The following is a 24,104-nucleotide window of genomic DNA, read 5'->3' on the forward strand; positions in this document are numbered from 1 at the left end:
CCGCTTATGTGGCATTTCCAACTTCTGCCAGATGCCAGAAAGTCATCCCATTTTCAGTATGACTGAGCAAAATCCCCAAATCTTCCAGGCTTTCCAGACAGTCGAGAATGACTTTTTGTTTGCGGCTGGCTGCTTTGAAATGGGCGGTGACTTGGGCGGCTGTCCATTCGCCGCTTTGGGTGCGGAATAAGTCGCGGATGGCCCAAAGTTGCTCTTTGAGGGTTTTGGGGAAAGGTTGTTGTTCCGTGGGGGCGATCGAGGTTTCGGTTTCGGTGGTGATGCCTGCAAGGGATGGTTGCACGTAGGTTTCGCCGGGGGCTTGGTAGTCGGGACGCAGCCAGCGAATCTGTCCGTTGCGTTCTTCTTCGGCGCGTTGGGCATTGAGGGTGACGAGGTTTTCCAGGATTTGGTCGTCGGTGAGGGTGGGTTCCCAACCATAGGCGGCAAATACGGCGGCATCGAGTTCGTCGTGGATTTGTTTGAGGGTGGAGACTAGGGCTTTTTGGTTGAAGGCTTTGTCTTTGTCGTCGAGGGGTTCGCCTTGGCGGAGTTTTTCGAGGAGGTTGTACATCGCGGTGATGGTGACTTCGGGGTGAGTGGCTTGGACTCGTTTGCGGTGGCTGTCGAGGCGTTCTCCGAGTTCTCGGATGGTTTGTTTTTGGGTGTCGGTGGGGTCGGGGAAGGGGAATGGGTCGAAGCAACGATTTTTCTTATAACGAGGTCTGTTTTCTAAAGTTCCACCTGTTCTTAATGCCCAAGTAACGTGAGCTTTACTAGAAAGAACACCTAAAAAGTAAGCATCTTCAAGAGAAATAACTGTAAGCTGAACGTCTGGTAAAACATCACTTCCTAGAAACAAGAAGAATCTGTGCTTTGACGTATCGAGAGTCACGATGTACCTACTTATATCAGATACAGCATTTCTTAATTCCGGTCTATTTCTTTCAAAAAGCCACCAGTTATCTCTAATAGTTTTGTCCTTTTCAACGCTTCGACGCGGATAAACTCTTTCTAACAATATTTGATAAATGGCAGGATAATTTTGCTGTAAATAATCTTTATTTTTTATGCCATAACAGTCGATAGCAAATACATCTCTACAGCTTCCAGATAAATCTTTTCCATTACGATACGGTTTAATCAATCCCATGTCTGATGTGTTTAGTTGTTTCACTTCTTTTGCGATTAATATAAATCCAGAGCCATATATCTTGACTCCGTTACAGCATAGCTTTGACTGTGCAGAAAGTGGCTTGGCAATAGTTGTATCAGTCCCTGTCGTAAGGTCACTGAAAATTTTTCCTACATTTTTGAAATCCAACACTACTTCCTGAGAGTCATCTTCGGGAATTTCAGTTTTTATTTCACGAACAACCTTGCCTAATTTTACAGCAATCGATCTTGTTTGCTCTGTTAAAGTTGTCGCTACTGTCATAGAGATCCGAACTGCTGCACCATTGTCAGACCAAGGATGATCTGGAATCGCAAAAATGATTGCGACAGGATTTTCGTTACTGTTCATGTGATGCTCTAGCAGATTCCTAAGACGAGGCTGCCCAATTGAGTTAGTTGTTATAAATCCGAATATTTTTAGATTTGAACTTAAGTTTGAATCACGAACAAGAGTGGCTGCTTTATGCCACCAGTACATGACATAATCTACTGTCTGCGGAACTTCTTTGTAGATTTCTCTCAATGTCTGAACATAGCCATCTCCCAACATCTCCCGCATTCTCGCATTCCCAATAAACGGCGGATTCGACACAATATAATCGGCCTCCTGCCACTCGGCCGCCCTTGCATTCAAATACCGATAAATCGTTACTTTGTCTGTCGGATCGGGAATATCCTCGCCCGTCACCGGACTTTTCATCATCCGTCCGCCCCAGCGAGTTCTCACCTTCCCCGCCGCATCCACATCCGGTTCCCTCCCGTCATCGGCCAACACTGCATCCCGGCATTCAATATTGTTGTACTCGCGCAACACGGGTTCGATCGGCGGAATGTCCCCAAACCGCCGAAAATGCCACTGCAAATACCCAATCCAAATCACCAAATCTGCGATCGCCGCCGCCCTAGGATTGATCTCAATCCCCAAAAACTGACTCGGATTAACTTGAGCAATATCTAACCGCAACTGCGCCGCCCCTGTGACATCCTCCAAGCGCCGCAACACCTCCGACTCCAACCCCTTCAACAAATCCAACGTCACATAAAGGAAATTACCCGATCCGCAGGCCGGATCGAGAATCTTCACCTGTTGTAACTCCGTCAGAAATGCTTCTAAAACTGAGCTCGCCTTTTTCCTTTGATTTGCAGTCGGTTCCGATTCCCCCGCGTTTAGCAACTGTTTAACCTCCGCTTGTACCGCAATCCAGCGATCGCCCAAAGGCTCCATCACCACAGGCTTTACCAACCGTTCCACATACGATCGCGGCGTATAATGAGCCCCCAACTTACTCCGTTCCCTAGAATCCAGCGCCCTTTCCAACAACGTCCCAAAAATCGCCGGTTCCACATTGCACCAATCCCGCTTCGCCGCCTGCAACAACACTTCCAACTGCGCCTTTGTCAAAGCAAACGCCTGCGACTCCGCAAACAATCCCCCATTAAACCGCAACAGTTTGCCATGAAAGCCAAAACTCGTCCCCTCATTCATCGCCTCCCACAGCGCCTCTACCTCCGGCTTAAAAGTCTTCGGGTTGTGAATCCATCGCGTTTCCAGCGCCTGCGTAAACAAATGTTCTTTCAGCAACCCCACATCCTCAGCAAACATGGTGAAAATACAGCGCATCAAAAACTGGGCGACTTGCTGCGGATCGACATTCGCCTCCATCCGCTTCGCCAACTCTGCCAAATCTGCTGCCACTTCCCGCGTCACCCGCGCCGCAATTTTCTCTGGGTTGCGCTGCTGCGGATTGCTAAAAATATCGACAAACAAATCGAAAACATCGGCTTTCAGCAACTCGATTAGCCCGATTTCTCGCCGCGCCCCATAGCCGCCATAATCGCCGCTAAAACCCATCCATAATTCAAAATGATCGCCAATATCGCAAGTTAACAAAAACGGCGGTTTGCTGCTGAGACTGCGGGTATAGGCAACTGCCTGCACAAACGCTTTTTCCATCTCTCGCAAATAGGTATTTGTCCCCCGCTTTGCCGTTCCCTTTTTGCTCGTTGTTCCGCCCTGTTTTGCCTCGATTAAAAAATGCTCGGCTTTGTAAAAGTCAATAAACCCCGGAGTTACTTTGCCACTGGGGTGAAAAATTTTGACATCTTTGTCAAAGCAGTAGGGATCGTTGGGAATTCTGCCTTTATCAAAAGGGCGGTCGACTCCCAGCGCATCGCACATTTCGGCAAAAAACAACTGGTAGTTTGCCCGTTCGTTACCGCTAGAACCTGCCCAGCGCGTGATGAATGTTTCGACACGCAGGCGATCGGCCTCATTCATGCTTCAATTCTGCTGCTTGCTTTTTCCTGATTCTATAGTCCTCGACGCACGCGGGGGCGGGTTTATGAGATTGTAAATTATGGGCAATTATTGTAGGTGAACCCGCCCCTACAAAATTTACCATCATACAAGTCCCAATCAAACGGAAATGGCTAACAATTTTAAAATAAATAGGTTGGGTTTAACACAAGTAACCCAACCTATTAATAATGTAATGAAATCAAACTTCAGAGTTTAGCCTTGATTCACCACAGTCGGTTTTAAACTTTCCTGTGACTTAGAGCGATCTAAACCATTTTGAACTTCCACAGATTCCTTAATCGGTTTCCGGGCTTCAATTAAACTCAAAGCTTTGTTGACACTTTCAGGTAAAACCACTACCAAACTGCCGGCCGGCGCCTCGTCTAAAGCCTTGTTAACCGCCGTTGTTTCGTCGAGAATCAACTCGTATTCAACTTGAGATTTCTTTGCGGTTCCGGCAGAAATCGCCTCGGCAATTCCCTGGCAAATTAACTTTGCCACAACACCGGGTTCTCGCCCGCGCCTGTCAATATCTTCTTTGACAATGATACGATCGAACATCTCGGCCGAAAGTTTGCCCAGGGTGACAAAATCTTCATCTCGCCGGTCTCCAGGGGCGCCGATTACCCCGATCCGCTGCCCCGGCCAATTCAGCACGAAACTGCCCAAAGCTTTGTAGCTGTGGGGGTTGTGGGCGTAGTCGAGTAAAGCGTGATAGCTGCCCAAATTAAACAAGTTCATCCTTCCGGGAGTTTGACCGACGGATGCTTGGAAGCTTGACAAAGCAGCGCGAATATCTTCTATTTTCAATCCTTGGGCAAAAGCAGCCAAACAAGCTGCTAAAGCATTGGCAATCATAAACGGCGCGCGCCCGCCCATCGTCAGCGGCACGTTCACAGCCTGCTCAATTCTCAGCGTCCAATCGCCTTTCAAGATCGACAAATAGCCATTTTCGTAAATCGCTGCCAGCCCGCCCGCAGCGGTATGTTTGGCAACGAGTTCGTTGTCCGGGTTCATCGAAAAATATGCAATTTGAGCCTTGACACGCTGCGCCATTTGTGATACCAGCGGGTCGTCTGCATTCAAAACTGCATAGCCTTTGGGCATTACCGACTCGACGAGGACGCTCTTGAGTTTGGCAAGCTGTTCCACGGTGTCGATGTCGCCAATTCCCAAGTGATCGGCCGCGACGTTCAAGACGACGCCGACATCGCACTGATCGAAGCCGAGGCCCGATCGCAAAATTCCGCCTCTAGCCGTTTCCAGCACTGCCACTTCTACGGTTGGGTCAGACAAAATCAATTGAGCACTCTGCGGCCCGGTATTGTCTCCGCTTTCGACCAAATAATCGCCGATGTAAGTGCCGTCGGTAGTCGTGTATCCGGTAATCTGACCGGTCTGCTTAACAATGTGGGCTAGCAGGCGAGTGGTTGTAGTTTTGCCGTTGGTTCCCGTTACCGCTAAAATCGGCACCCGGCTGGGTTGAGGCGAGGGGAAAAGCATATCGAAGACGGCACCGGCGACGTTGCGGGGTAAACCTTGACTAGGGGCGACGTGCATTCTGAAACCCGGTGCTGCGTTGACTTCGACGATGACGCCGTTGACATCGCGCAGGGGTTGGGAGATGTCGGGAGTTACTACGTCAATGCCGGCGATGTCCAAACCGATAATTTTGGCGACTCTGGAAAACAGCCAGACGTTTTCTGGGTGGATTTCGTCGGTGCGATCGACTGCAATTCCACCGGTACTCAAGTTTGCTGTCGCCCGCAAAAATACTCTTTCGCCGGCGGGCACTACCGAGTCCATCGCGTATCCTTGTTTTTCCAGCAAATCCAGCGACAATTTGTCGATCGTGATCCGGGTGAGTACGTTGTCGTGTCCGTCTCCTCGCTGCGGGTCGCGGTTTACTTCTTCAATAAGCTGTTCTACTGTAGACTTGCCGTTGCCCACGACGTTAGCAGGGACTCGTTCTGCGACTGCTATGACTTGCCCGTTGACTACCAATACTCTGTGGTCACGGCCGACGTAATAGCGCTCGACTATCACGCTTTTTGTTTTTGATGCGGCGCTGGCTAAGTCGTAGGCTTCTTCTGCTGCTTCCCAGGAATTGATGTCGATCGTAATGCCACGGCCGTGGTTGCCGTCTAGGGGTTTGAGGACGATCGGATAACCGCCGACATCTTCGATCGCCCCGCGCAGTTCGTCCAAATAATTAATCACCGTTCCTCTTGGCACCGGTACACCGGCGCTGGCGAGGATATTTTTGGTACCTTCCTTGTCACAGGCAAGTTCTACTCCCAAAACTCCCGTCCGGTTGCTCAGAGTTGCCTGAATCCGCTTTTGGTGAACCCCGTAGCCGAGTTGAATCATAAACCGGGCGCTCAAAGGTATCCAAGGAATGCCGCGCGCTTCTGCTTCCTTAATCAGTGTTTCCGTGCTCGGCCCCAGGGCCGCCGACGCAGCAAACTCTCTCAGGTCTCTCAAATCTTGGACTAATTCTGCTGCTGGATAAGTGCCTGTCTCGGCAATGCTTTGGCACATCCGCACGCCCGCCCGGGCTGCATAGCGACCTGCTTGTTCGTTTTGATACTCGATTACTACTTGGTAAATGCCTGGGGTCGCAGTCTCGCGGGTGCGGCCGAACCCGACCGGCATTCCTGCCATTTCCTGAAGTTCTAGGGCGACGTGTTCGATTACGTGTCCCATCATTGTGCCTTCTCTGACCCGTTGCAGGAATCCTCCCTGATGGCCTGGTGAACAGTGATGGTCGTTCAAACTCGGAAGTGCGGCGATCAACCCTTCGTAGAAGCCAGGAATTTCGGATGTTTTTTTATCTGCCCACTCCTCTAAATCCAGACGCATCAGGACGAGTTTCTGGCGTCGGATGCTCCAGTAGTTGGGGCCGCGTAAGGTCTGGATTTTAAGTATTTTCATGGCAGTTAGAGGGGTATGGGGCGCGAAATCTTATAGATAATTGGAGCATTTATTCAATTTCGATCTAGATTGCTCGATAGACTGTTCGCTGCGAACAGTTTGGGAGTGAATTTCCAGTTATGGGCTACCCAATTTAAAATTTATGCTCATGCGATCGGCTAAAAACAAGTACAGGTACATGGCTAGCAAAAACTCAAAGCTCGAAGCTAGAATTTTCTGTGGTTCGGCCTCCTGGGGTCAGACCGTGGCTGCTTCGGAATCTATTCTATTGTGGTATCCATGATTCGGCCGGAATGCCGCCTAATTTCTGCCGAATCAATGACAAGAGATGTTCTACGTTAGTTGGCTGTGCGGCATTCGGGGGGCCAGCCCGACTCGGAACACGCTCCCGATGGCATTGGTTTGCCTAGGGGCATATTGTAGCAATCTCCGTGACACAGGACGTGCAAGCGCATATTGAACAGACTTAAGGGTTCTGTCGCTCCTACCATAGACTCATTGGTATAAAAATTTTCCCTAGAATCAACAATAGTCACAGTGCCTTTACCGAGAATTTTCATAGTATCGTCTCCCTCAAACAAGGCGCAGGTGTCTTCGTCAATACCAATAGCGAGGCGATCTGGATGGCAAGCCACAGCCGACAGCAAGCGAGCCATGCGGTTGCGGTTGTGAAAATGCTGATCTACGATGATCTCAGGAATAATGTTAAGTCCGTTTGCCATGTCTACTAAAGAGCGGTTCGGCGGGGCGCCACTCCCACCGCCTGCAATCATGTGATATCCCATCACCGCAGCACCCGCGCTGGTGCCAGCGAGGGTAATCTTGCCTTCGAGAGTTTCTTTGCGAATTTTCTCCATCAGCGGGGTGTCTGCCAGCAGCCCACAAAGCCGCAGTTGGTCGCCACCTGTGATGAATACGCCCGTACAGTCTTCTAAGTAATCTTTCCAGACGGGGTTTTCGCCTTGTTCGCGTTCGCGGATGTCCACTACTTTGACTGCGCTAACGCCCATTTCGTCAAATATTGTGCGGTAGCGGTTGCTAATTCCTTCGGGATCTCGCGAAGCGCATGGAACGATCGCCAGCCGAGCGTTTGCACCCCCAGCACGGCAAAAAAAGGTGTTCAAAATCTCTCGCCCGTGAACTTTGTCTTCGGCTCCCCCGATGACCATTATCGAGGTTTTTGTGCGCTGGGGAATATTGTGTTCAAGGGCTTGAGATGTCAACTGCTGCATGGTGTGTCTTCCTCTGTTGGATGTGAAATTCAATTTTGCCGTTGCTGTGGGTACAATAGGGCTTTTTAAGAATAAATTTTTGTTGGTGCAAGTGAGGTGCGATCGCCGATCGCGCGATCCGGCAGTTGTTTGGGGGCTAGTTTACTTGCAGTCGCTGTCATGAAAAACAGATTATTTTTGTACAAAACCGACCCGCCGACACAGGAAGAGAATTTAACTTGCCAAAATTTTCAGAAATTATAAGAAATTATAAAGAATAAAGCAATTACTGAAAACTGAACTCCCTCTAAAGGTCAAACTAGAGGTGAAGTCTCAATGAAATTCCAATAATTGTGCGATTTGACGTTGTTACCCTATTTCCAGAATTTTTCCGGGCTCCCCTAGAGTCGGGACTGATGGGCAAAGCCTTAGCTAAAAAGATTGCTGAGGTGAATTTTGTCAATCCCCGCGATTTTACCACAGACAAACACCAGCGAGTCGATGATGAGCCTTACGGGGGCGGAGTGGGGATGCTGATGAAGCCGGAACCGATTTTTGCTGCGGTGGAGTCGCTGCCGGTTTTGCCGAGGCGGGAGGTGATTTTGCTGACTCCCCAGGGGGAACCGATGCAGCAGGCGATGTTTCGGGAGTTGGCTGCAGAGCGCGATCAGTTGGTGTTGATTTGCGGTCATTATGAGGGTGTGGACGATCGAGTGCTGCATTTGGTCACTCGCGAGGTGTCTTTGGGGGATTTTGTGCTCACGGGGGGCGAAATTCCGGCTTTAGCTTTGATTAATGGGGTTTTGCGATTGCTGCGGGGAACTGTGGCGAAGGAAGATTCCCTAAAGTTTGAGAGTTTTGAGGACGGACTTTTGGATTATCCGCAGTACACTCGACCGGCGGATTTTCGGGGATTGAAGGTGCCCGACGTGTTGCTGTCGGGTAATCACGCAGAAATTGCTCGCTGGCGCAGGGAACAGCAAATTGAAAGAACGCGCCAAAGGCGATCGGATTTGTATGAGGTTTGGTTGCAGGAGAGGGAAGAATAGGAGAAAGGGCGATCGCACGAGTGGTCAATCGATTTTCGATTTTCGATTTTCGATTGACTTGCGCGAGATAAATGCGGGGGCTTGAGGATTTTCGATTTGAGATTTTGGATTGATTCCACGGATAAATCACGTGGCGGGTACCACCTTTGAAATTCGTGGTCAGAAACCTGGTTTTTTGCGGTAATACTTCGTTGTAGTCCACAGATTCGGTAAAAAACCAGGTTTCTTTGGTCTTGATGCGTCCAAAACCGTATATTTAAAAGCCTAATAAATTTTGGATTCGCGTTTGTAAGTCTTTGAGTTCAGGAGAGCGATCGAGAAGTCCCCATAATTTTCTAGCGTTTCCAGCATTAACCCTTCTCTCCCCCCTCCAACAGCTTTAGGATTGCCATAGCGGCTGAGGAAAGCAGCAAAAAAAAATATTTAACACTCGGCTCGGCATTAAAAAATAAATTCACTTATCTCCCTGAAAATATGAAATAATTGTCTTCTACTATACTTACCAAACCTTCCTTTTACATGAACATCCGCATCGGCAATGGCTACGACATTCACTGCTTAGTTCCTGAACGCCCCCTCATCCTCGGTGGCGTGCACATTCCCCACGAATTAGGCTTACTCGGTCACAGCGACGCCGACGTACTTACTCACGCTATCATGGATGCGATGCTTGGATCTCTGAGCTTAGGAGATATCGGGCTGTATTTCCCGCCAACTGACCCGAAATGGAAAGGTGCTGATAGTCTCGTATTGCTGGCACAAGTCAATCAGTTAATATTAGATAAAGGCTGGGAAATCGGCAATATTGATTCGGTGGTAGTGGCCGAACGTCCAAAGCTGAAACCGCATATTGAGCAAATGCGCGATCGGCTTTCTGCTGTCCTACAATTGAAACCAGACCAAATCGGCATCAAAGCTACTACAAACGAAAAGCTAGGCCCGGTGGGGAGAGAAGAAGGAATTGCAGCCTATGCTGTAGTTTTGTTAGTGCTAAAATAAAACTTTAATCTACGTTTTAGGAAGGCCAAAACCATGCAAACTGAAACCTTGGATTTAGAGTTACCCATAGATGCGGATATTATCGCGTTGGATAAGGACGATCGGGTAGTCGTGCTAATCGAAGTCAAAATTATTGAAGCTCAAGAACCAGCAGCAAAGCAGAGGATTGCTGATTACATGATATCTTGGATGAAAGCTGCGTTAGCGAAAATGTCCGAGCAACGCACCATCATTCCCTATGCGATGTTTGTTGACACCGAACAGATTCTGATTTTCAAATGGGACGGAGGAAATTTATCTGAACCTGTTTGCTCTCTAAACACTGCTGAGATCCTTCGCCCTTATGAGCCTGAATTTGGCAACAAACGGATATTTAAGCGATACCTAACTAGACTGGTTGAAGCATGGCTGCGCGACTTAGCTTATAATTGGAAGTCTGAGATTCCAACCGCGTCAGAACAGATAGCAAAAATCGGCTTGCTGCCACTGCTAGCAGGTGGGACGACAAAATCTGGGGTAGAAATTGGTGGCAATTTTATATATCGAGACTAACTTTCTGATGAGCATTGCTACGGGACGCGACCCTGACGCTAACAACTTGTTGGTGAGTGTACCTACATCAGTCAGCATAGCCATACCAAGTATTTGCTGCATGGAATCACTTTCGGCTTTAGAAGACGAAATTAAGCGACGCAACCGTTTTTTAGGTGAAATGGAAAAACAAATTAGTCAGCTAAAGCGAGATAAAACTTCCCCCTCTGCCCAGTCTCTTGTCTTCCACTTAGAGCAATCACTCACTGAAAACGAGGCTCTGATAAATGATATTAATGCACGTCTTTTTGCAGCTCTTGATTTGTTAGCCACAAAGATAGAAATGATTTCCTTAACAGCAGGCATACTTCAAGCAAGTTTGAATTCAATTTTTATTGAAGAAGACCCTACAGACAATTTGATTCTGCACTGCATCTTGAATCACGCACACTTACATCCTAATGAAGTCAAGGTATTTTTGAGTAATAATACAAAAGAATTTGGTCTGCCCAAAGTTCGAGATGCTTTGCGGGAAGTAGGGATAACCAAGTATTTTTCGCGCACTGAAGACTTTCTCGGTTGGTTACAATCTCAGTCAACCAATTTTAGATTTTAGATTGTAGATTTTAGATTCATCCCACGGATGAATCCGGGGGCTTGTTAGGAATGATGCGGAGCTTTTTAAAGTCTCTACAGATGAATCCAGGGGCTTGTGAGCATATTACTTTCGGTCATTGGTTATTTGTTATTGGTGATTGGGGGAGCATCTCATATTTGTAAAAATACTTCTTCTGGCTCCTTCCTTCTTCTGGCTCCTTCCTCCTTCCTCTTTCCTTCTTCCTCTTTCCTTCTGCCTCCTGCCTCCTGCCTCCTGCCTCAAAACTCCAATTTCTAGCGGAGGGCTGCAAAGGTGAGATGCTCCCGGTGATTGGTTCCTCGTAGTTGCACGCAGGTGGTAAACTAAAAAATTATGAAAATTTCTATGATGCTACATTCAAGACTGCGCTGGCTGGCGATTTTACTGGCTGCAATTGCCACCCTAACTCTGTCTGCGTGTACTCCAGCCCGATCGAACTTAGTAAACAGGCTCATCGTTCCCACCCCCAGCGGTCCGGGTACCTTTAACTACCCGCTAAATCAATCTGCATACAGCGTTTTTGGCTATATGTACGAGGGATTGATTAACGAAAATGGCTTGACATCGGAGTTAGAACCCGGTTTAGCCGAGTCCTGGGAAGTGTCTAAAGATGGCAAAAAGATTGTCTTTACCCTGCGAGAGGGTTTGAAATGGTCGGACGGCGCACCCCTGACTACTGATGACATTATCTTTAGCTATGAAAAGATTTATTTCAATGACAAAATTCCTAGCGGTTTGAAAGATACTCTGAGAGTTGGGATGAGTCGCGAATTCCCAAAAGTTAAAAAAATTGACAGCCGCCGCGTTGAATTTTCCGTTGCAGAACCCTTTGCTCCATTTATTAGATATGCTGGGGGAATCCCAATTTTACCAGCTCATATTTTACAGGAAGCTGTCGAAAATACAGATACAGACGGCAATCCTAAATTCCTGACTACTTGGGGCACGGATACTGACCCTAAAAAAATTGTCGGCAACGGTCAGTACCGAATGCTGAGTTATACTCCTAATCAGCGCGTGGTTTTGGAAAGAAATCCGTATTTTTGGCGCAAAGATGCAGAGGGAAATCCTCAACCTTACATCCAGCAAATTGTTTGGCAAATTATCGAAAATACTGACAATCAACTGCTGAATTTTCGATCGGGTGACTTGGATACTCTGAATGTGGAGCCGGAAGTGTTTCCCCTCCTGAAACGGGAGGAAAAACGCGGCAAATATACGGTCTTTAACGGCGGGCCGGATACTGGCAGCGTGTTTATGTGTTTCAATCTGAATAAGGGGCGCAATGCTCAAAATCAGCCGTTTGTAGACCCAATTAAGTCTCGGTGGTTCGCGAGTAAGGAATTTCGGCAGGCGATCGCCTACGGCATCAACCGATCCGCCATGACTAACAATATCTATCGCGGACTGGGCGCGCCCCTACATTCCCCAATTCCGGCGCAAAGCCCGTTCTACCTGTCCCCAGAACAGGGATTGAAAACTTACAGTTACGATCGGCAAAAAGCGAAAGAGTTACTGTTAAGTGCTGGTTTCAAGTATAATAGTAACGGCGAATTGTTGGATGCTGAAGGCAACAAGGTGCGATTTACTTTGTTGATGGCTGCGGGTAAAAAAGTGCGGGAACAAATGGCAACGCAAATTAAGCAAGACTTGGGCAAACTGGGGATGCAAATTGATACGCAGTTCCTGAGTTTTAACACTTATGTGGAAAAGCTGCGGTTGACGAGGAATTGGGATACTTACCTCGGCGGTTTTACGGGAGGTACTGAACCGCACAGCGGCTACAATATTTGGTCTGTTAACGGCACACTGCACAGTTTCAACCAGGGGCCGCAAGCCGGAGAACCGCCGATTAAGGGTTGGAAAGTTGACGACTGGGAGCAGAAAATCGATGATCTTTACGTGAAAGCTTCCCAGGAGCTTGATGAGGCGAAGCGCAAGGAGCTTTATGGGGATACGCAGCGAATTATAGCGGAACAAGTGCCGTTTATCTATATGGTGAATCCGCTGACTTTTGAGGCGGTGCGCGATCGCGTTTCGGGAATTCGCTACAGTGCCCTCGGCGGTGCTTTCTGGAATTTGTACGAACTGAAAATAGCAGAATAGTCAGCAGTCAGCAGTCATTAGTCATTAGTCATTAGTCATTAGTCATTAGTCATTAGTTATTAGTCATTAGTCATTAGTCATTAGTCATTAGTCATTAGTTATTAGTCATTAGTCATTAGTCATTAGTCATTAGTCATTAGTCATTAGTTATTAGTCATTAGTTATTAGTTTATGGAACCTAAAATTTTACAGAAGTTACTCGAATCTGTGGCCGCCGGCGATGTTAGCCCGATCGCAGCTTTGGATAAATTAAAGCATTTTGACTTTGAACAAGTCGGCGATTTTGCCAAAATTGACCACCACCGCACTTTAAGAACTGGTTTTCCTGAAGTAATTTGGGGCCCAGGGAAAACGCCCGACCAAATTATTGAAATTATCGAGGCGATGCGGGGGCGAAATCCTGCAGTGATGGCGACGCGAATCGAACCGGAAGTTTTCGAGCAATTGCAACAAAAAATACCCGATTTGTGCTACTACCAAAAGGCTCGAATTTGTGCAATTTCTCCTAATTCCCCAACTCCGCAGCATCCGGGTACTGTGACTATTATCAGTGCGGGAACGGCGGATTTGCCTGTAGCGGAAGAGGCAGCAATTACTGCGGAACTTTGCGGTTTTCAGGTGCGACGTTTGTGGGATGTCGGAGTTGCCGGGATTCACCGTTTGCTGAGCAACCGGCACGTTATTGCCGATGCTGATGTGTTGATTGCGGTTGCGGGTATGGAAGGTGCTTTGGCGAGTGTGGTTGCGGGTTTAGCAGATTGTCCGGTGATTGCTGTGCCGACGAGTGTGGGTTACGGCGCGAGTTTTGGCGGGATTGCTCCTCTTTTAACTATGCTTAATTCTTGTGCGGCTGGTGTGGGTGTGGTGAATATTGATAACGGGTTTGGGGCGGCAATTTTGGCTTGTCAAATTCTGAGAACTGCTGGCAAAGTGGGCAAAATTAACAAATAAAGTCCTGGAGGCACAGCATCTACATATAGCGTTTATAGGGGCCATCTCCATTGAAAAGCCCCTATCCCGGTAGATTGTGGCGATCGCCCTTTTTAACTTATTTTTTACTTAAGGGCGATCGTACTTTTCCTTCCTTTCCTAAATCAGCATGAAGTTAGCAGATTTAATGGTATTGGCACTCACTCCACTTATCACACCTAACTGCTCCCCTGTCAAGAGGTTTTTGATGATAGTTCCCTGAGTGTTTTGAGTTATTTCTAACTGTCCAAAACTCAAACCACCACCTAATCCAATCAAATCTTGACCGAGGGTAAAATCAGCGATTATATCAAATCCTTGACCGGCTTTTAAGGCAAAGATATCGTTGCCGCTACCGCCAATCAAACTATCATTGCCCATGCCTCCGTCAAGGAGATCGTTGCCTTTCCCTCCAGTGAGAGTATCGTTATCTGCGCCTCCGAAAAGAGTATCATTTCCGGCACACCCTCCCAGGATATCTGCTCCTTCATCACCGTTGATTAAGTCATTGCCTTCACCGCCGCAGATGGTATCTGAACCTAACTGTCCAAACAGGTAGTCATCCCCTTGACTACCAAGCATGATGTCATTACCTTTGCCTCCATATAAGGTGTCATTATCCTTACCACCATCGATGAAGTCATCCTCTTTGTTGCCATAAATGATGTCAATACCTTCGCGACCATGTAACAAGTCATTGCCTTTGCCTCCAAAGATTAAATCGTTACCCGACTCGCCAAGGATGATGTCGTTACCTTGATCTCCGTAGAGAATATCTTCATCTTTACCTCCGGCGATGAAGTCATTGCCTTGGTTGCCATTAATAATGTCATTATCGGCACCACCGTATAAGTTGTCATCCCCGGATTTGCCCTCGAATATATTGGCAGCATTGCTACCTAGTAATTCATCGTTTTGGGCAGTGCCTATTTGAAGGCCGGATGCGCCGAGTATGGTGTTTTCAACTGAGTTGGGTCGGTTTAAGTTGGGATAGGTAATTTGGTCGCAGATGCACTCATCGTCTGAGAGGTTATTAGTTGTTGGCGTGGGTGTGGGTGTTTCCGATGGTGTGGGTGTTTCCGATGGTGTCGAGGTTCCTGATGGTATCGGGGTTCCTGATCCGATCGGATCGATCGCTGTTGGGGTTTCGGTGCGGATTTCGGTGCCGATTTCGCCAGAGGTAGGTTGATAGGGAACGATCAGGTCTTTGGGGTCAATCGTCTCGAAGGTGGGGCGAACGGTGGGGTCATTCACGCTCAGTTGTGCCATCTTCTCCAGGATCTTTTCTTTGGTGTTGTCAGCGAGGAACTGCTCGATAGTCTGGGTTCCCGCTCCCAATTGCGCCAGTCCGACTGCGATTTGACCAACTGATACTGCCTGCAATTTGGTAATTTCCGTAGCGATCTCACTTAATGAGGGACCGCTAGCGGCGAGCTCCTGAACAATTTGATTGCCTAGGGCCATTATTGGTGCAGCAGCCGAGGTGACCCTAGCTAACTGCTGTGTGATGAGATTGCTGTCTTGCGTGACCACACCAGCGATCGCCGACTGTACGATCGCCTGAATTGTCTCTGGTTTGCTCAAGTCAACTGGAGTACCGGCTTTAAGCGTATCGGCGATCGCGGCGGCTGCCCTATTTCCGAGTTGAGTGAGCGGTATTTCCGAAGCCCCTTCAATAAGTTTCGCCGTCTGGACGATCGTGTTTTGCACCAGGATCATCGAGGCAAACACTGCCACACCCTTCGCGTCCCCATTGGCGATCGCTTCCAGGGGGTCGTAGCTGCCCAAATCAACATCAGCCGGCAGCCCCAGCGCCAATTTCACTTGAGTTTCAGCAGTTTCAGGGTCAATGCCTTGCTGGGCTAACTCAGCAATGATGGTAGTTAAAGGTGTCACCACCTCAGACTCGGGAGTAGAAGACAACTGTGTGTCTAGGGGCAAAAAGGTAGAGATATCTATCCCGTCGGCCATGACAATTTTGCCTTCGGTATAGTCGAGCTTGCCATCTTTATTGTTGTCAAACTTTTCTAGTTCTACTGTGAGGTCGAAGCTGCCATCAGGGTTGGTAAAGGCGAAGGACTCAGTATCATCTTGCACGCCATTGAAGTTGCCATCGAAGAAGACTTTTCCGCCACTGATGTAACCGTCAATGGCACGACTCTTGCGCGTCGAACCAGTTCCCAACCGGAAATCGGCCAGTTTCATTTCACCCAAGCGTTTCTCGTAAGCCGTTTTCCAGCTAAAGGGCCTGTAATACTCAGCCTTAAAATCTAGGGCGGCTTTGACATCACCATTGATTTCAAACAGGCTCAGCGGTTTGCTAATACGGGAAGTAATTTCTGAGGCACGAATTTTGCCATCGCCGCTAGTGCCCTTGCTCAGGTCTTCACCGACATCGAGCAAGTCAAACTTAGCATTCGCCTCAATTCCGCCCGTAAGATAAGCTCTTGCCACTTTAGCATCAACCCCGCCCCCAGCCTTAATACTAGCTTTGAGCTTGAGTTCATTTACATCCGGCCCCGTACCATCCGCATTTTGGCGATCGCTCACGTAGAAGCCATCGAGAACTTTAGAGGCATCTGAGGCCTTAAAGCCAGATTGTTTCCATTGAGAAAGTCCAGAAGTATCAAAGCCGAACCCAAAGTTCGCTTTAGCTTCAAAGTTTCCCTGTAACTTGCCGTTGACACCTACATTTACAACGGGAATTGAGTAGATAGGAAACGTTTGGTCAATTGTGAACTTAAAGTCTAGCTTCGGCACTTTATAGGCGAACAGGGTGACATCCGGTTTACCCATCAGTAAATTGATCGCGGTACCAGGATTGCTCAATATAGGTACACTCAGCCCATCCATCTTTTGGAATAGGGTAAGCAACTGTTGAGTCTTTCCCTTCGACTTCGATTTAGCTTGGTCAGTAGGAGATGCCGCTGTTTTGGTTTGAGTTGTCTTAGCGGTTTTAGTATCAGCCTTGGGATCGGTGGCGTCGAAATCTATCGCATAGTCACCCAGGTCTATAGCAATGTTGCTATCTTTAGAGGAAATATCTTTGAGTAAATCACTAGCCTTGCCGATAGACTCAAGGCCATCTAGGAATCGAGTATCAATATTTTTGCCTGCCAACTTGGCACCTGCTTCGACCAGCGTGACCTTGCCATCACGGTTTTGGTCAAACAAACTCCTGATAGCATTGAATTCAGACAGCGGTTTAATATCGCTGTTGAGTGCATTAATGATAGGACGAGCTGGCTTAACAATTTCATTGACTTTGGTAATAACAGGTTTCGCAAAATTCGTGACAAAACTCCCCAAGTCAAGCTGCATATTCTTGAACTCAACACTGGGTTTTTGCGGCCCACTGCCTTTCCCATCCTTATACGAAAGCGGCGAAAAACCTGCGTTGAGGTCGAAGTTGAATGACGGAATCGCCGCACTACCATTAATGCTGGTTTTTGCACTCAGGCCGAGGTTGGCTTTGGTGTCTAAACTCGTACCAATCAAGTCCGAGAGTTTATAGTTTCCCTTGCTGAGTTCAGTGAATGTCAGTCGCCCGTCATTTATCCCTCCTTGGGCGGTAGTTAAATCTTTCAGAGATGCCTTAAAGTCACCGGTAATTTTAGTGGGGTTAGCACCGTTGTTCGCTAGATCCACTTGCAAGAAACCTAGATTGGCCTTGCCCGTAAAATTATTGGCTAACCCGACTTCAGCGTTGAGGGCAAGCTTTGTATTCGTAGTATCGAAAAAGATCCCATTCTGATTCAGACCCAATCCCAAGGAAAAGTCGTACTTGAATTTGGCGCTGGCATCGCCCTGAGTATTCAATCCCAGCGCTGGCAGTCCCAAATTACCATTCAGTCTCAGGGTCTTTGCGTACTCTTTGCTGAGGCTGACCAGAACTTTGGCTTCTCCGTTTGCCCCAACTGAACCCGTAATTTTCAGGTTGGGGAAGTCTTTGCCAAGAGAAGTCTTGATAGTATCTTGAAACTTCATGTTATCCAAGCTTGGCGTGGCTTTCAGGTCGGTGATTAGCCTGTTCTTAATACTGTTTAGAAAATCAGGGGCAATGGCGTTGAGTTTATCACCCACCACCGGGATTTGAGCCGCCAGATTGTTGGTCAGGGACTCTTGCAGCTTGTTGAAGCCTAAATCAAGAGCGATGATATCAGTCTCATTGTCAGTATTAGTAACTGCGACATCGTTGGCATTAACACCGCTGTAAATAGTATCGGTACTGGTAGCGGGTGCGGTGACAATGTTGTATGCCACATTCCCATCTACTACAAAGTCATCTACTCCGGTGACAGTGACGGTTTGGGGAAAATACCAGTTATACGGAGTGAAAGTTAAACTCGGTTTATTTACAGTACCTTCAGCCGTGTTATCCGATGTCGTCCCGATCAACACATCTGCTGTAGGCTGGCTATCTAGAACTACCGAAAAAGTAGCAGTTCCCCCCGCTTCTGTCGTTCTTAATCCAGTGATGGTGAAACTACCTGGAGTGACAGTAATGCCTTTGGTGTCGTTGTCAGTATTAGTAACTGCGACATCGTTGGCATTAACACCGCTGTAAATAGTATCGGTACTGGTAGCGGGTGCGGTGACAATGTTGTAGGCAGCGTTCCCATCTACAAAGTCATCTCCTCCTCCGGTGACAGTGACGGTTTGGGGAGTATTCCAGTTAGCCGGAGTGAAAGTTAAACTCGGTTTATTTACAGTACCTTCAGCCGTGTTATCCGATGTCATCCCGATCAACACATTTGCTGTAGGCTGGCTATTTAGAACTACCGTAAAAGTAGCAGTTCCCCCCGCTTCTGTCGTTGTTAAACCACTGGTGGGAGTGACGATAATACCTTTGGTGTCGTTGTCAGTATTAGTAACTGCGACATCGTTGGCATTAACACTGCGGTAAATAGTATCGGTACTGGTAGCCGCAGCAGTGACAATGTTGTAGGCAGCGTTCCCATCTACTACTAAGTCATCTACTCCGGTGACTGTGACGGTTTGGGGAGTATTCCAGTTAGCCGGAGTGAAAGTTAAACTCGGTTTATTTACAGTACCTTCAGCCGTTGTATCCGATGTCGTCCCAATAGTGACATTTGCTGTAGGCTGGCTATTTAGAACTACCGTAAAAGTAGCAGTTCCCCCCGCTTCCGTCGTTGTTAAACCACTGGTGGGAGTGACGATAATACCTTTGGTGTCGTTGTCAGTATTAGTAACTGCGACATCGTTGGCATTAACACCGCTGTAATTAGTATCGGTACTGGTAGCGGGTGCGGTGACAATGTTGTAGGCAGCGTTCCCATCTACTACTGATTCATCTACTCCGGTGACAGTGACGGTTTGGGGAGTATTCCAGTTAGCATTCGTGAAGGTTAAACTCGGTTTATCTACAGTACCTTCAGCCGTTTTATCCGAAGTCATCCCGATTGACACATCGGCTGTAGGCTGGCTATCTAGAACTACCGTAAAAGTAGCCGTACTCCCGGCTTCTGTCGTTGTTAATCCAGTGATGGGAGTGATCGTAATGCCTTTGGTGTCATTATCAGTATTAGTAACTGCGACATCGGTCGCATTAACACCACTGTAATTAGTATCGGTACTGGTAGCCGCAGCGGTGATAATGTTGTAAGCAACATTCCCATCTTCTACACTCTCATCTACTCCGGTAACGGTGACGGTTTGGGGAGTATTCCAGTTAGCCGATGTAAAAGTTAAACTCGGTTTATCTACAGTCCCTTCAGCCGTTTTATCGGAAGTCATCCCAATAGTCACATCGGCTGTAGGCTGGCTATCTAGAACTACTGTAAAAGTAGCCGTCCCCCCTGCTTCCGTCGTTGTTAAGCCGCTGGTGGGATTGATATAAATTCCCGCAATATCATCGTCTTGAATCGTGGTGGTTATTGGAGAACCAATAATGTTACCAGTCCCAGGGGCAGTGGCGTTGCTCAGAGTGAGTGCTAGAGTTTCGTTAGGTTCGGTAATTCGATCGCCCACAACGGGCACTGCGATTGTTGCTATGGTAGCATTGGCAGCAAAAGTAACTGTACTACCAGTAGCAGTGACTCCGGTTCCGGTAACATTGGCGTTATTGTAATCTACGGCATTGGTTGCTGTTCCCCCAAAACTAAAATCAATGCTACTACTTTGGTTCGTTTCTCCGGTGCGGGTAATGGTGAAACTTACCACTTGAGTACCGCTATCTCCCTCAGTCACTGTGGCGGTACTGCCGACGATGCTGTAAGTAATATCGTTATCGGTAATCTGTGGATTCACAGGCCCGATCGCCAATGTTGTTGGATAATTGGGATCGGTACTGTTGGTAATAGCGTGGGTTAGTGCACCGGTATGGTTGTTTTCTGGTAGCGTGTCATCAACAGCACGAACGGTGACAGTTTGAGGAGTTTGGCCATTAACATTTGTGAAGGTTAGAATTTGCGTGGCAGCAAAATTCGTTCCATCTAAGCTAACCTGTGCTTGAGTATCCGCCGTCACAGTAACGTCAACATTGCTGGTGGGGAGGGTGTTCAATTGTAGGGTATAAGTATCTGTAATTCCCCCTTCTGTTACTTCGGTACTGCCAGCAGATTGAGTGACGGTAACGCCTGGAGAGTCGTTGTCTGTGTTGGTGACAGTGACATCTGCTGGGTTGAGATTGTTATAGTGTGTGTCGGCGGTGGTGGTGTCGGGGGCGGTGATAATTTGGTAGGCAATATCACCGTCAGCCACCGCATCGTCTACTCCGGTGATGGTGGCAGTTTGGTAAGCGTTCCAATTGGTGGAATTAAAGGTGAGGTTAGCAGGTAAAACCGTGCCTTCTGCTGTGTTGTTGCTGGTTAAGCCAAGGATGACATCGGCTGTGGGTTGGCTTTTCAGGCGGATGTCAAACGTGGCAATACCACCGAATTCGCTGGTATTGCCGCTAATCGGGAGGAGATCAAATCCAGCGGTGTCATTGTCGGTGATGGTGAAACTACCTGTGGTAGTTGTTCCTAATTGAAGGCCTGCCGATGGGTTGCTAATAGTTAGGTTGGCAGTTTCGTCAATTTCGGTGATTTGGTCGTCGGTAATGGTGAAGGTGACAGAACCGCTGCTTGCCCCATCAGCGATGGTTATTTGGGTGGGAATGGTGCCGGTGAAATCAGCAGCCGTGGCAACTCCCGTTAAGGCGAGGTCAACGGTTTGGTTGCCTGCTACAGGTGCGGCGGCGGTGGCGGTGACGGTGATGCTGGTGGTTCCGGCTTCCGTGCCGGTGGTGGGGCTAACTGAGAGGTTGACGGTGGGCGCGGGGATGGTGATGGTAAAGCTGGATGCTGTGGAAGTGTCTACGCCGCCATAGGTAGTGCCGCCGTTGTCTTGGAGTTGGACTTGTATGGTGGCGGTGCCGGGGCTACCGTTGGGGGTGTAGGTGAGGGTGCCGTCGTTGGCGACATCGGGGAGGGCGGTGAATAAGCTGTTGCCGTTTGTGATGTTAACGAGAAAGTCGTTGACGGCTTGGCCCGCTTCGTTGGGGCCGAAGTTGAAGGCACTAGCCCAGCTAGGAACGGTTTGGAGGGTATTTGTCGAGGTGGCTAGGGTTTGGTTGCCGGAATTGCTGAAGCTGGGTTGGTCGTTAATGCCATTAACGGTAATGGTGAAGGTTTGGGTAGTCGAGGTATCGACGCCGCCGTTAACAATGCCACCGTTGTCTTGGACTCGCACGTCAAAGGTGGAGGTGCCGAAGGCCTTGGGGGCGGGTGTGTAAGTGAGGTTGCCATTGGCGTTGTTTATAGTGGGCGCGCCGGAGAATAAAGCGCCGTTGCCGATGTTGCTGACGGTGTAGGTGGCCGTTTGGGCGGCTTCATTGCCAGGGCCGGGGTTGAAGGTAGCCCAACTTGTTAATGTTTGTTCCCCAGCATCTTCGTTGACTGCCGCTGGGCTGGTGGCGGTGAAACCCGGTTGGTCGTTGAGAGCATCGATAACTATGGCTTTGCTACCGCCGAGGGAGTTGGCTGTGGCTAGGGCGGGGAGGGTTAAATCAGCATTCGCAGTCAAACTATCTTGAATGGTGCCGCCGTTGAGGGTGAGGGCGGTGGTGGCGTATTCTAAGTCGAGGGAAGTGTCTCCGTCTTGCACTACATAGTTGAAGGTGAGTACAGTACCGCCGCTACCAGAAACGTAGTTGGCAAATTGGTCAGTTGTGCCTGTTTCTAGTTGCAGTTGAGGTGTACCAGTGACGGTGACAGCAGCATCAAAGGTGACGGTGATGGCGATGGTAGAACCTACACCGTAGCTGCCGTCAGGGGTGGTGGCGGTGACAGCAGTAACTTTGGGGGTAGTGGAAAGCAGGATCGAGGCGGTGTTGCTGTTTCTGTTTGCCACAGCTAAGTCTGGTTTGCCGTCGCCGTTGATGTCGCCGATGCTGACGGAGTAGGGGTTAGTGCCAGTAGTAAAGTCAACTTTGGTGGCGAAAGTGGGGGTGGTGGCTCCGGTGGTGGTGGTGTTGAGCAGGATAGAGGCGCTGTCGCTGTTGCGGTTCGCCACTGCTAAGTCCGGTTTTCCGTCCCCGTTGATGTCGCCGATGCTGACGGAGTTGGGGGTACTGCCAGTTGTGAAGTCAACTTTGGTGGCGAAAGTGGGGGTGGTGGCTCCAGTGGTGGTGGTGTTGAGCAGGATGGAGGCGGTGTTGCTGCCGCTGCTGTCCGTCGCTAAGTCCGGTTTCCCGTCCCCGTTGAAGTCGCCGATGCTGACTGATCTGGGGAAACCGCCAGTTGTGAAGTCAACGTTGGTGGCGAAGGTGGGGGTGGTGGCTCCGGTAGCGGTGGTGTTCAGCAGGATGGAGATGCCTGAGCCGCTACTGTTTAACACCTGACCTAACCCCACAGCTAAGTCTGGTTTTCCGTCCCCGTTGATGTCGCCGATGCTGACGGAGTAGGCCCTAGCGCCAGTTGGGAAGTCAACTTTGGTGGCGAAAGTGGGGGTAGTGGCGTTGGTGGCGGTGGTGTTGAGCAGGATGGAGGCGGTGTTGCTGCTGGCGTTCGCCACAGCTAAGTCTGGTTTTCCGTCCCCGTTGATGTCGCCGATGCTGACTGATCTGGGGCCACCGCCAGTAGTAAAGTCAACTTTGGTGGCGAAAGTGGGGGTGGTGGCTCCGGTGGTGGTGGTGTTGAGCAGGATGGAGGCGCTGGTGCTGTTCTTGTTCGCCACTGCTAAGTCAGGTTTCCCGTCCCCGTTGAAGTCGCCGATGCTGACGAATATGGGGTAACTGCCAGTAGTAAAGTCAACTTTGGTGGCGAAAGTGGGGGTGGTGGCTCCGGTGGCGGTGGTGTTGAGCAGGATGGAGGCGCTGGTGCCGTCGTAGTTCGCCACTGCTAAGTCCGGTTTTCCGTCCCCGTTGATGTCGCCGATGCTGACGGATTGGGGGTTATTGCCAGTTGGGAAGTCAACTTTGGGGGCGAAGCCTAGCACGCCGCTGTAAGTTTTGAGGGCCTTGGCGTTAAATGCTATTGGGGTGGAAATATCCCCGATTTGTACTTCTAGGTTCCAGTCTCCGCCTAATTGGGCACTGCCAGTGGGGTGGGCTGAGGCGGCGATGTTGGCTCCTGTTAGTTCGCTGAAGTGTTTGACAAATTTTAGTCCGGCTTCTCCTTTGGCGATGGAGCATCCATACAATAGAATATCGGCGTTTTGGGTGAGGGCTTGTCCCCACTGTTTTAGCTTTTGACTGAAATTTCCTAGATCCTTCTCATTAAGTACCTCGGCACCGAGTTTTAAACTGCCTTGGTTGCCGTGAGAAACTACATGAACAGCTTCAATGCCACTTTCACTAGCCAATGCTTTGGTAATTTGTTCAAGGCCACTACGCTTGTCATCTAAAATGACTATTTTGGCGTTAGCATCTGCGCCATCGATCAAGTTTTGATAATTCTGTACAGAGGGGTCAACGAAAATAATTTGCTTGTTCGGGGTTGATAAATTCATAATTGCTGCAATCCTTTATATCTATCGTTTACATTTAAGTCCGGCAGGGGTTGAAACCCCCGCATCAAAGCTTAATCTCAAATCCGGTGACATTGGAATTGATATTACCCACAGTCAGGACACGGCACCGTGCCAATTGGTGTCAACTTAAGCTGTGAGCCCGCCAAGTCCGCCAGGGAATGAATTCTCTGCCGGAATGTGGCTTCGCTACAATAGCGCTGGCACAACTATTTGTTGCCTCT

At 48.8% G+C, this 24,104-nt stretch carries 12 protein-coding genes; 7 read left to right on the plus strand and 5 right to left on the minus strand.

Annotation, left to right across the window (positions count from 1 at the left end; translation table 11 throughout):
- Positions 1-4: 4 nt before the first annotated feature.
- The 3 genes from QUA16_RS06645 to QUA16_RS06655 all read right to left on the minus strand — a co-directional run bounded on the left by QUA16_RS06645 (position 5) and on the right by QUA16_RS06655 (position 7,638).
- Positions 5-3,451, minus strand: a complete 3,447-nt coding sequence (locus tag QUA16_RS06645; RefSeq protein WP_333107828.1) for a DNA methyltransferase — start codon at positions 3,449-3,451, stop codon at positions 5-7.
- 234 nt (positions 3,452-3,685) lie between these two features.
- Positions 3,686-6,406, minus strand: a complete 2,721-nt coding sequence (gene cphA, locus QUA16_RS06650) for a cyanophycin synthetase (protein WP_333107829.1) — start codon at positions 6,404-6,406, stop codon at positions 3,686-3,688.
- Positions 6,407-6,744: 338 nt separating this feature from the next.
- Positions 6,745-7,638, minus strand: a complete 894-nt coding sequence (locus tag QUA16_RS06655; protein ID WP_333107830.1) for a cyanophycinase — start codon at positions 7,636-7,638, stop codon at positions 6,745-6,747.
- Between QUA16_RS06655 and QUA16_RS06660 the strand changes: the two genes are divergently transcribed.
- From QUA16_RS06660 to QUA16_RS06680, 5 genes are all read left to right on the plus strand, one after another.
- Entirely contained in the window at positions 7,637-7,801 is a 165-nt protein-coding gene (locus QUA16_RS06660; RefSeq protein WP_333107831.1) for a hypothetical protein, read from the plus strand. The two genes, QUA16_RS06655 and QUA16_RS06660, sit on opposite strands and share 2 nt — an antisense overlap.
- Before the next feature lie 169 nt (positions 7,802-7,970).
- Complete coding sequence (gene trmD / locus QUA16_RS06665) at positions 7,971-8,666, plus strand: tRNA (guanosine(37)-N1)-methyltransferase TrmD (protein ID WP_333107832.1); 696 nt, start codon at positions 7,971-7,973, stop codon at positions 8,664-8,666.
- A gap of 519 nt (positions 8,667-9,185) precedes the next feature.
- Entirely contained in the window at positions 9,186-9,665 is a 480-nt protein-coding gene (gene ispF / locus QUA16_RS06670) for a 2-C-methyl-D-erythritol 2,4-cyclodiphosphate synthase (protein ID WP_333107835.1), read from the plus strand.
- A 33-nt stretch (positions 9,666-9,698) separates the two neighbouring features.
- On the plus strand, positions 9,699-10,217 hold the full coding sequence (locus QUA16_RS06675) for a hypothetical protein (protein WP_333107833.1): 519 nt from the start codon (positions 9,699-9,701) through the stop codon (positions 10,215-10,217).
- Positions 10,192-10,812: a PIN domain-containing protein gene (locus QUA16_RS06680; protein WP_333107834.1), complete on the plus strand. Its 621-nt coding sequence runs from the start codon at positions 10,192-10,194 to the stop codon at positions 10,810-10,812. The genes QUA16_RS06675 and QUA16_RS06680 overlap by 26 nt, the downstream gene beginning before the upstream one ends.
- A gap of 115 nt (positions 10,813-10,927) precedes the next feature.
- Here the strand turns inward: QUA16_RS06680 and QUA16_RS06685 are convergent, their stop codons facing one another.
- A complete protein-coding gene (locus QUA16_RS06685) occupies positions 10,928-11,104 on the minus strand; it encodes a hypothetical protein (RefSeq protein WP_333181062.1) in 177 nt (58 codons plus the stop codon).
- A gap of 74 nt (positions 11,105-11,178) precedes the next feature.
- Here QUA16_RS06685 and QUA16_RS06690 point away from each other — a divergent pair, with 74 nt between their 5' ends.
- Together QUA16_RS06690 and larB are read left to right on the plus strand one after the other, a co-directional pair.
- On the plus strand, positions 11,179-12,939 hold the full coding sequence (locus QUA16_RS06690; RefSeq protein ID WP_333104471.1) for an ABC transporter substrate-binding protein: 1,761 nt from the start codon (positions 11,179-11,181) through the stop codon (positions 12,937-12,939).
- A gap of 171 nt (positions 12,940-13,110) precedes the next feature.
- Positions 13,111-13,890 (plus strand): nickel pincer cofactor biosynthesis protein LarB, encoded by a 780-nt coding sequence (larB, locus tag QUA16_RS06695; RefSeq protein ID WP_333104472.1) that lies wholly within the window; start codon positions 13,111-13,113, stop codon positions 13,888-13,890.
- A gap of 138 nt (positions 13,891-14,028) precedes the next feature.
- Here the strand turns inward: larB and QUA16_RS06700 are convergent, their stop codons facing one another.
- On the minus strand, positions 14,029-23,862 hold the full coding sequence (locus QUA16_RS06700; protein ID WP_333104474.1) for a DUF4347 domain-containing protein: 9,834 nt from the start codon (positions 23,860-23,862) through the stop codon (positions 14,029-14,031).
- Positions 23,863-24,104 lie beyond the last annotated feature (242 nt).

The sequence above is a fragment of the Microcoleus sp. S13_C3 genome, from assembly GCF_036700905.1.
Taxonomy (GTDB): Bacteria; Cyanobacteriota; Cyanobacteriia; order Cyanobacteriales; family Microcoleaceae; genus Microcoleus.

Bases quoted from the DNA above. Each gene is read 5' to 3' on its own strand.
- QUA16_RS06645 (WP_333107828.1), bottom strand. From the start codon at position 3,451: ATGAATGAGGCCGATCGCCTGCGTGTCGAAACATTCATCACGCGCTGG.
- cphA (WP_333107829.1), bottom strand. From the start codon at position 6,406: ATGAAAATACTTAAAATCCAGACCTTACGCGGCCCCAACTACTGGAGC.
- QUA16_RS06660 (WP_333107831.1), top strand. From the start codon at position 7,637: ATGGTGTGTCTTCCTCTGTTGGATGTGAAATTCAATTTTGCCGTTGCT.
- QUA16_RS06655 (WP_333107830.1), bottom strand. From the start codon at position 7,638: ATGCAGCAGTTGACATCTCAAGCCCTTGAACACAATATTCCCCAGCGC.
- ispF (WP_333107835.1), top strand. From the start codon at position 9,186: ATGAACATCCGCATCGGCAATGGCTACGACATTCACTGCTTAGTTCCT.
- QUA16_RS06675 (WP_333107833.1), top strand. From the start codon at position 9,699: ATGCAAACTGAAACCTTGGATTTAGAGTTACCCATAGATGCGGATATT.
- QUA16_RS06690 (WP_333104471.1), top strand. From the start codon at position 11,179: ATGATGCTACATTCAAGACTGCGCTGGCTGGCGATTTTACTGGCTGCA.
- larB (WP_333104472.1), top strand. From the start codon at position 13,111: ATGGAACCTAAAATTTTACAGAAGTTACTCGAATCTGTGGCCGCCGGC.
- QUA16_RS06700 (WP_333104474.1), bottom strand. From the start codon at position 23,862: ATGAATTTATCAACCCCGAACAAGCAAATTATTTTCGTTGACCCCTCT.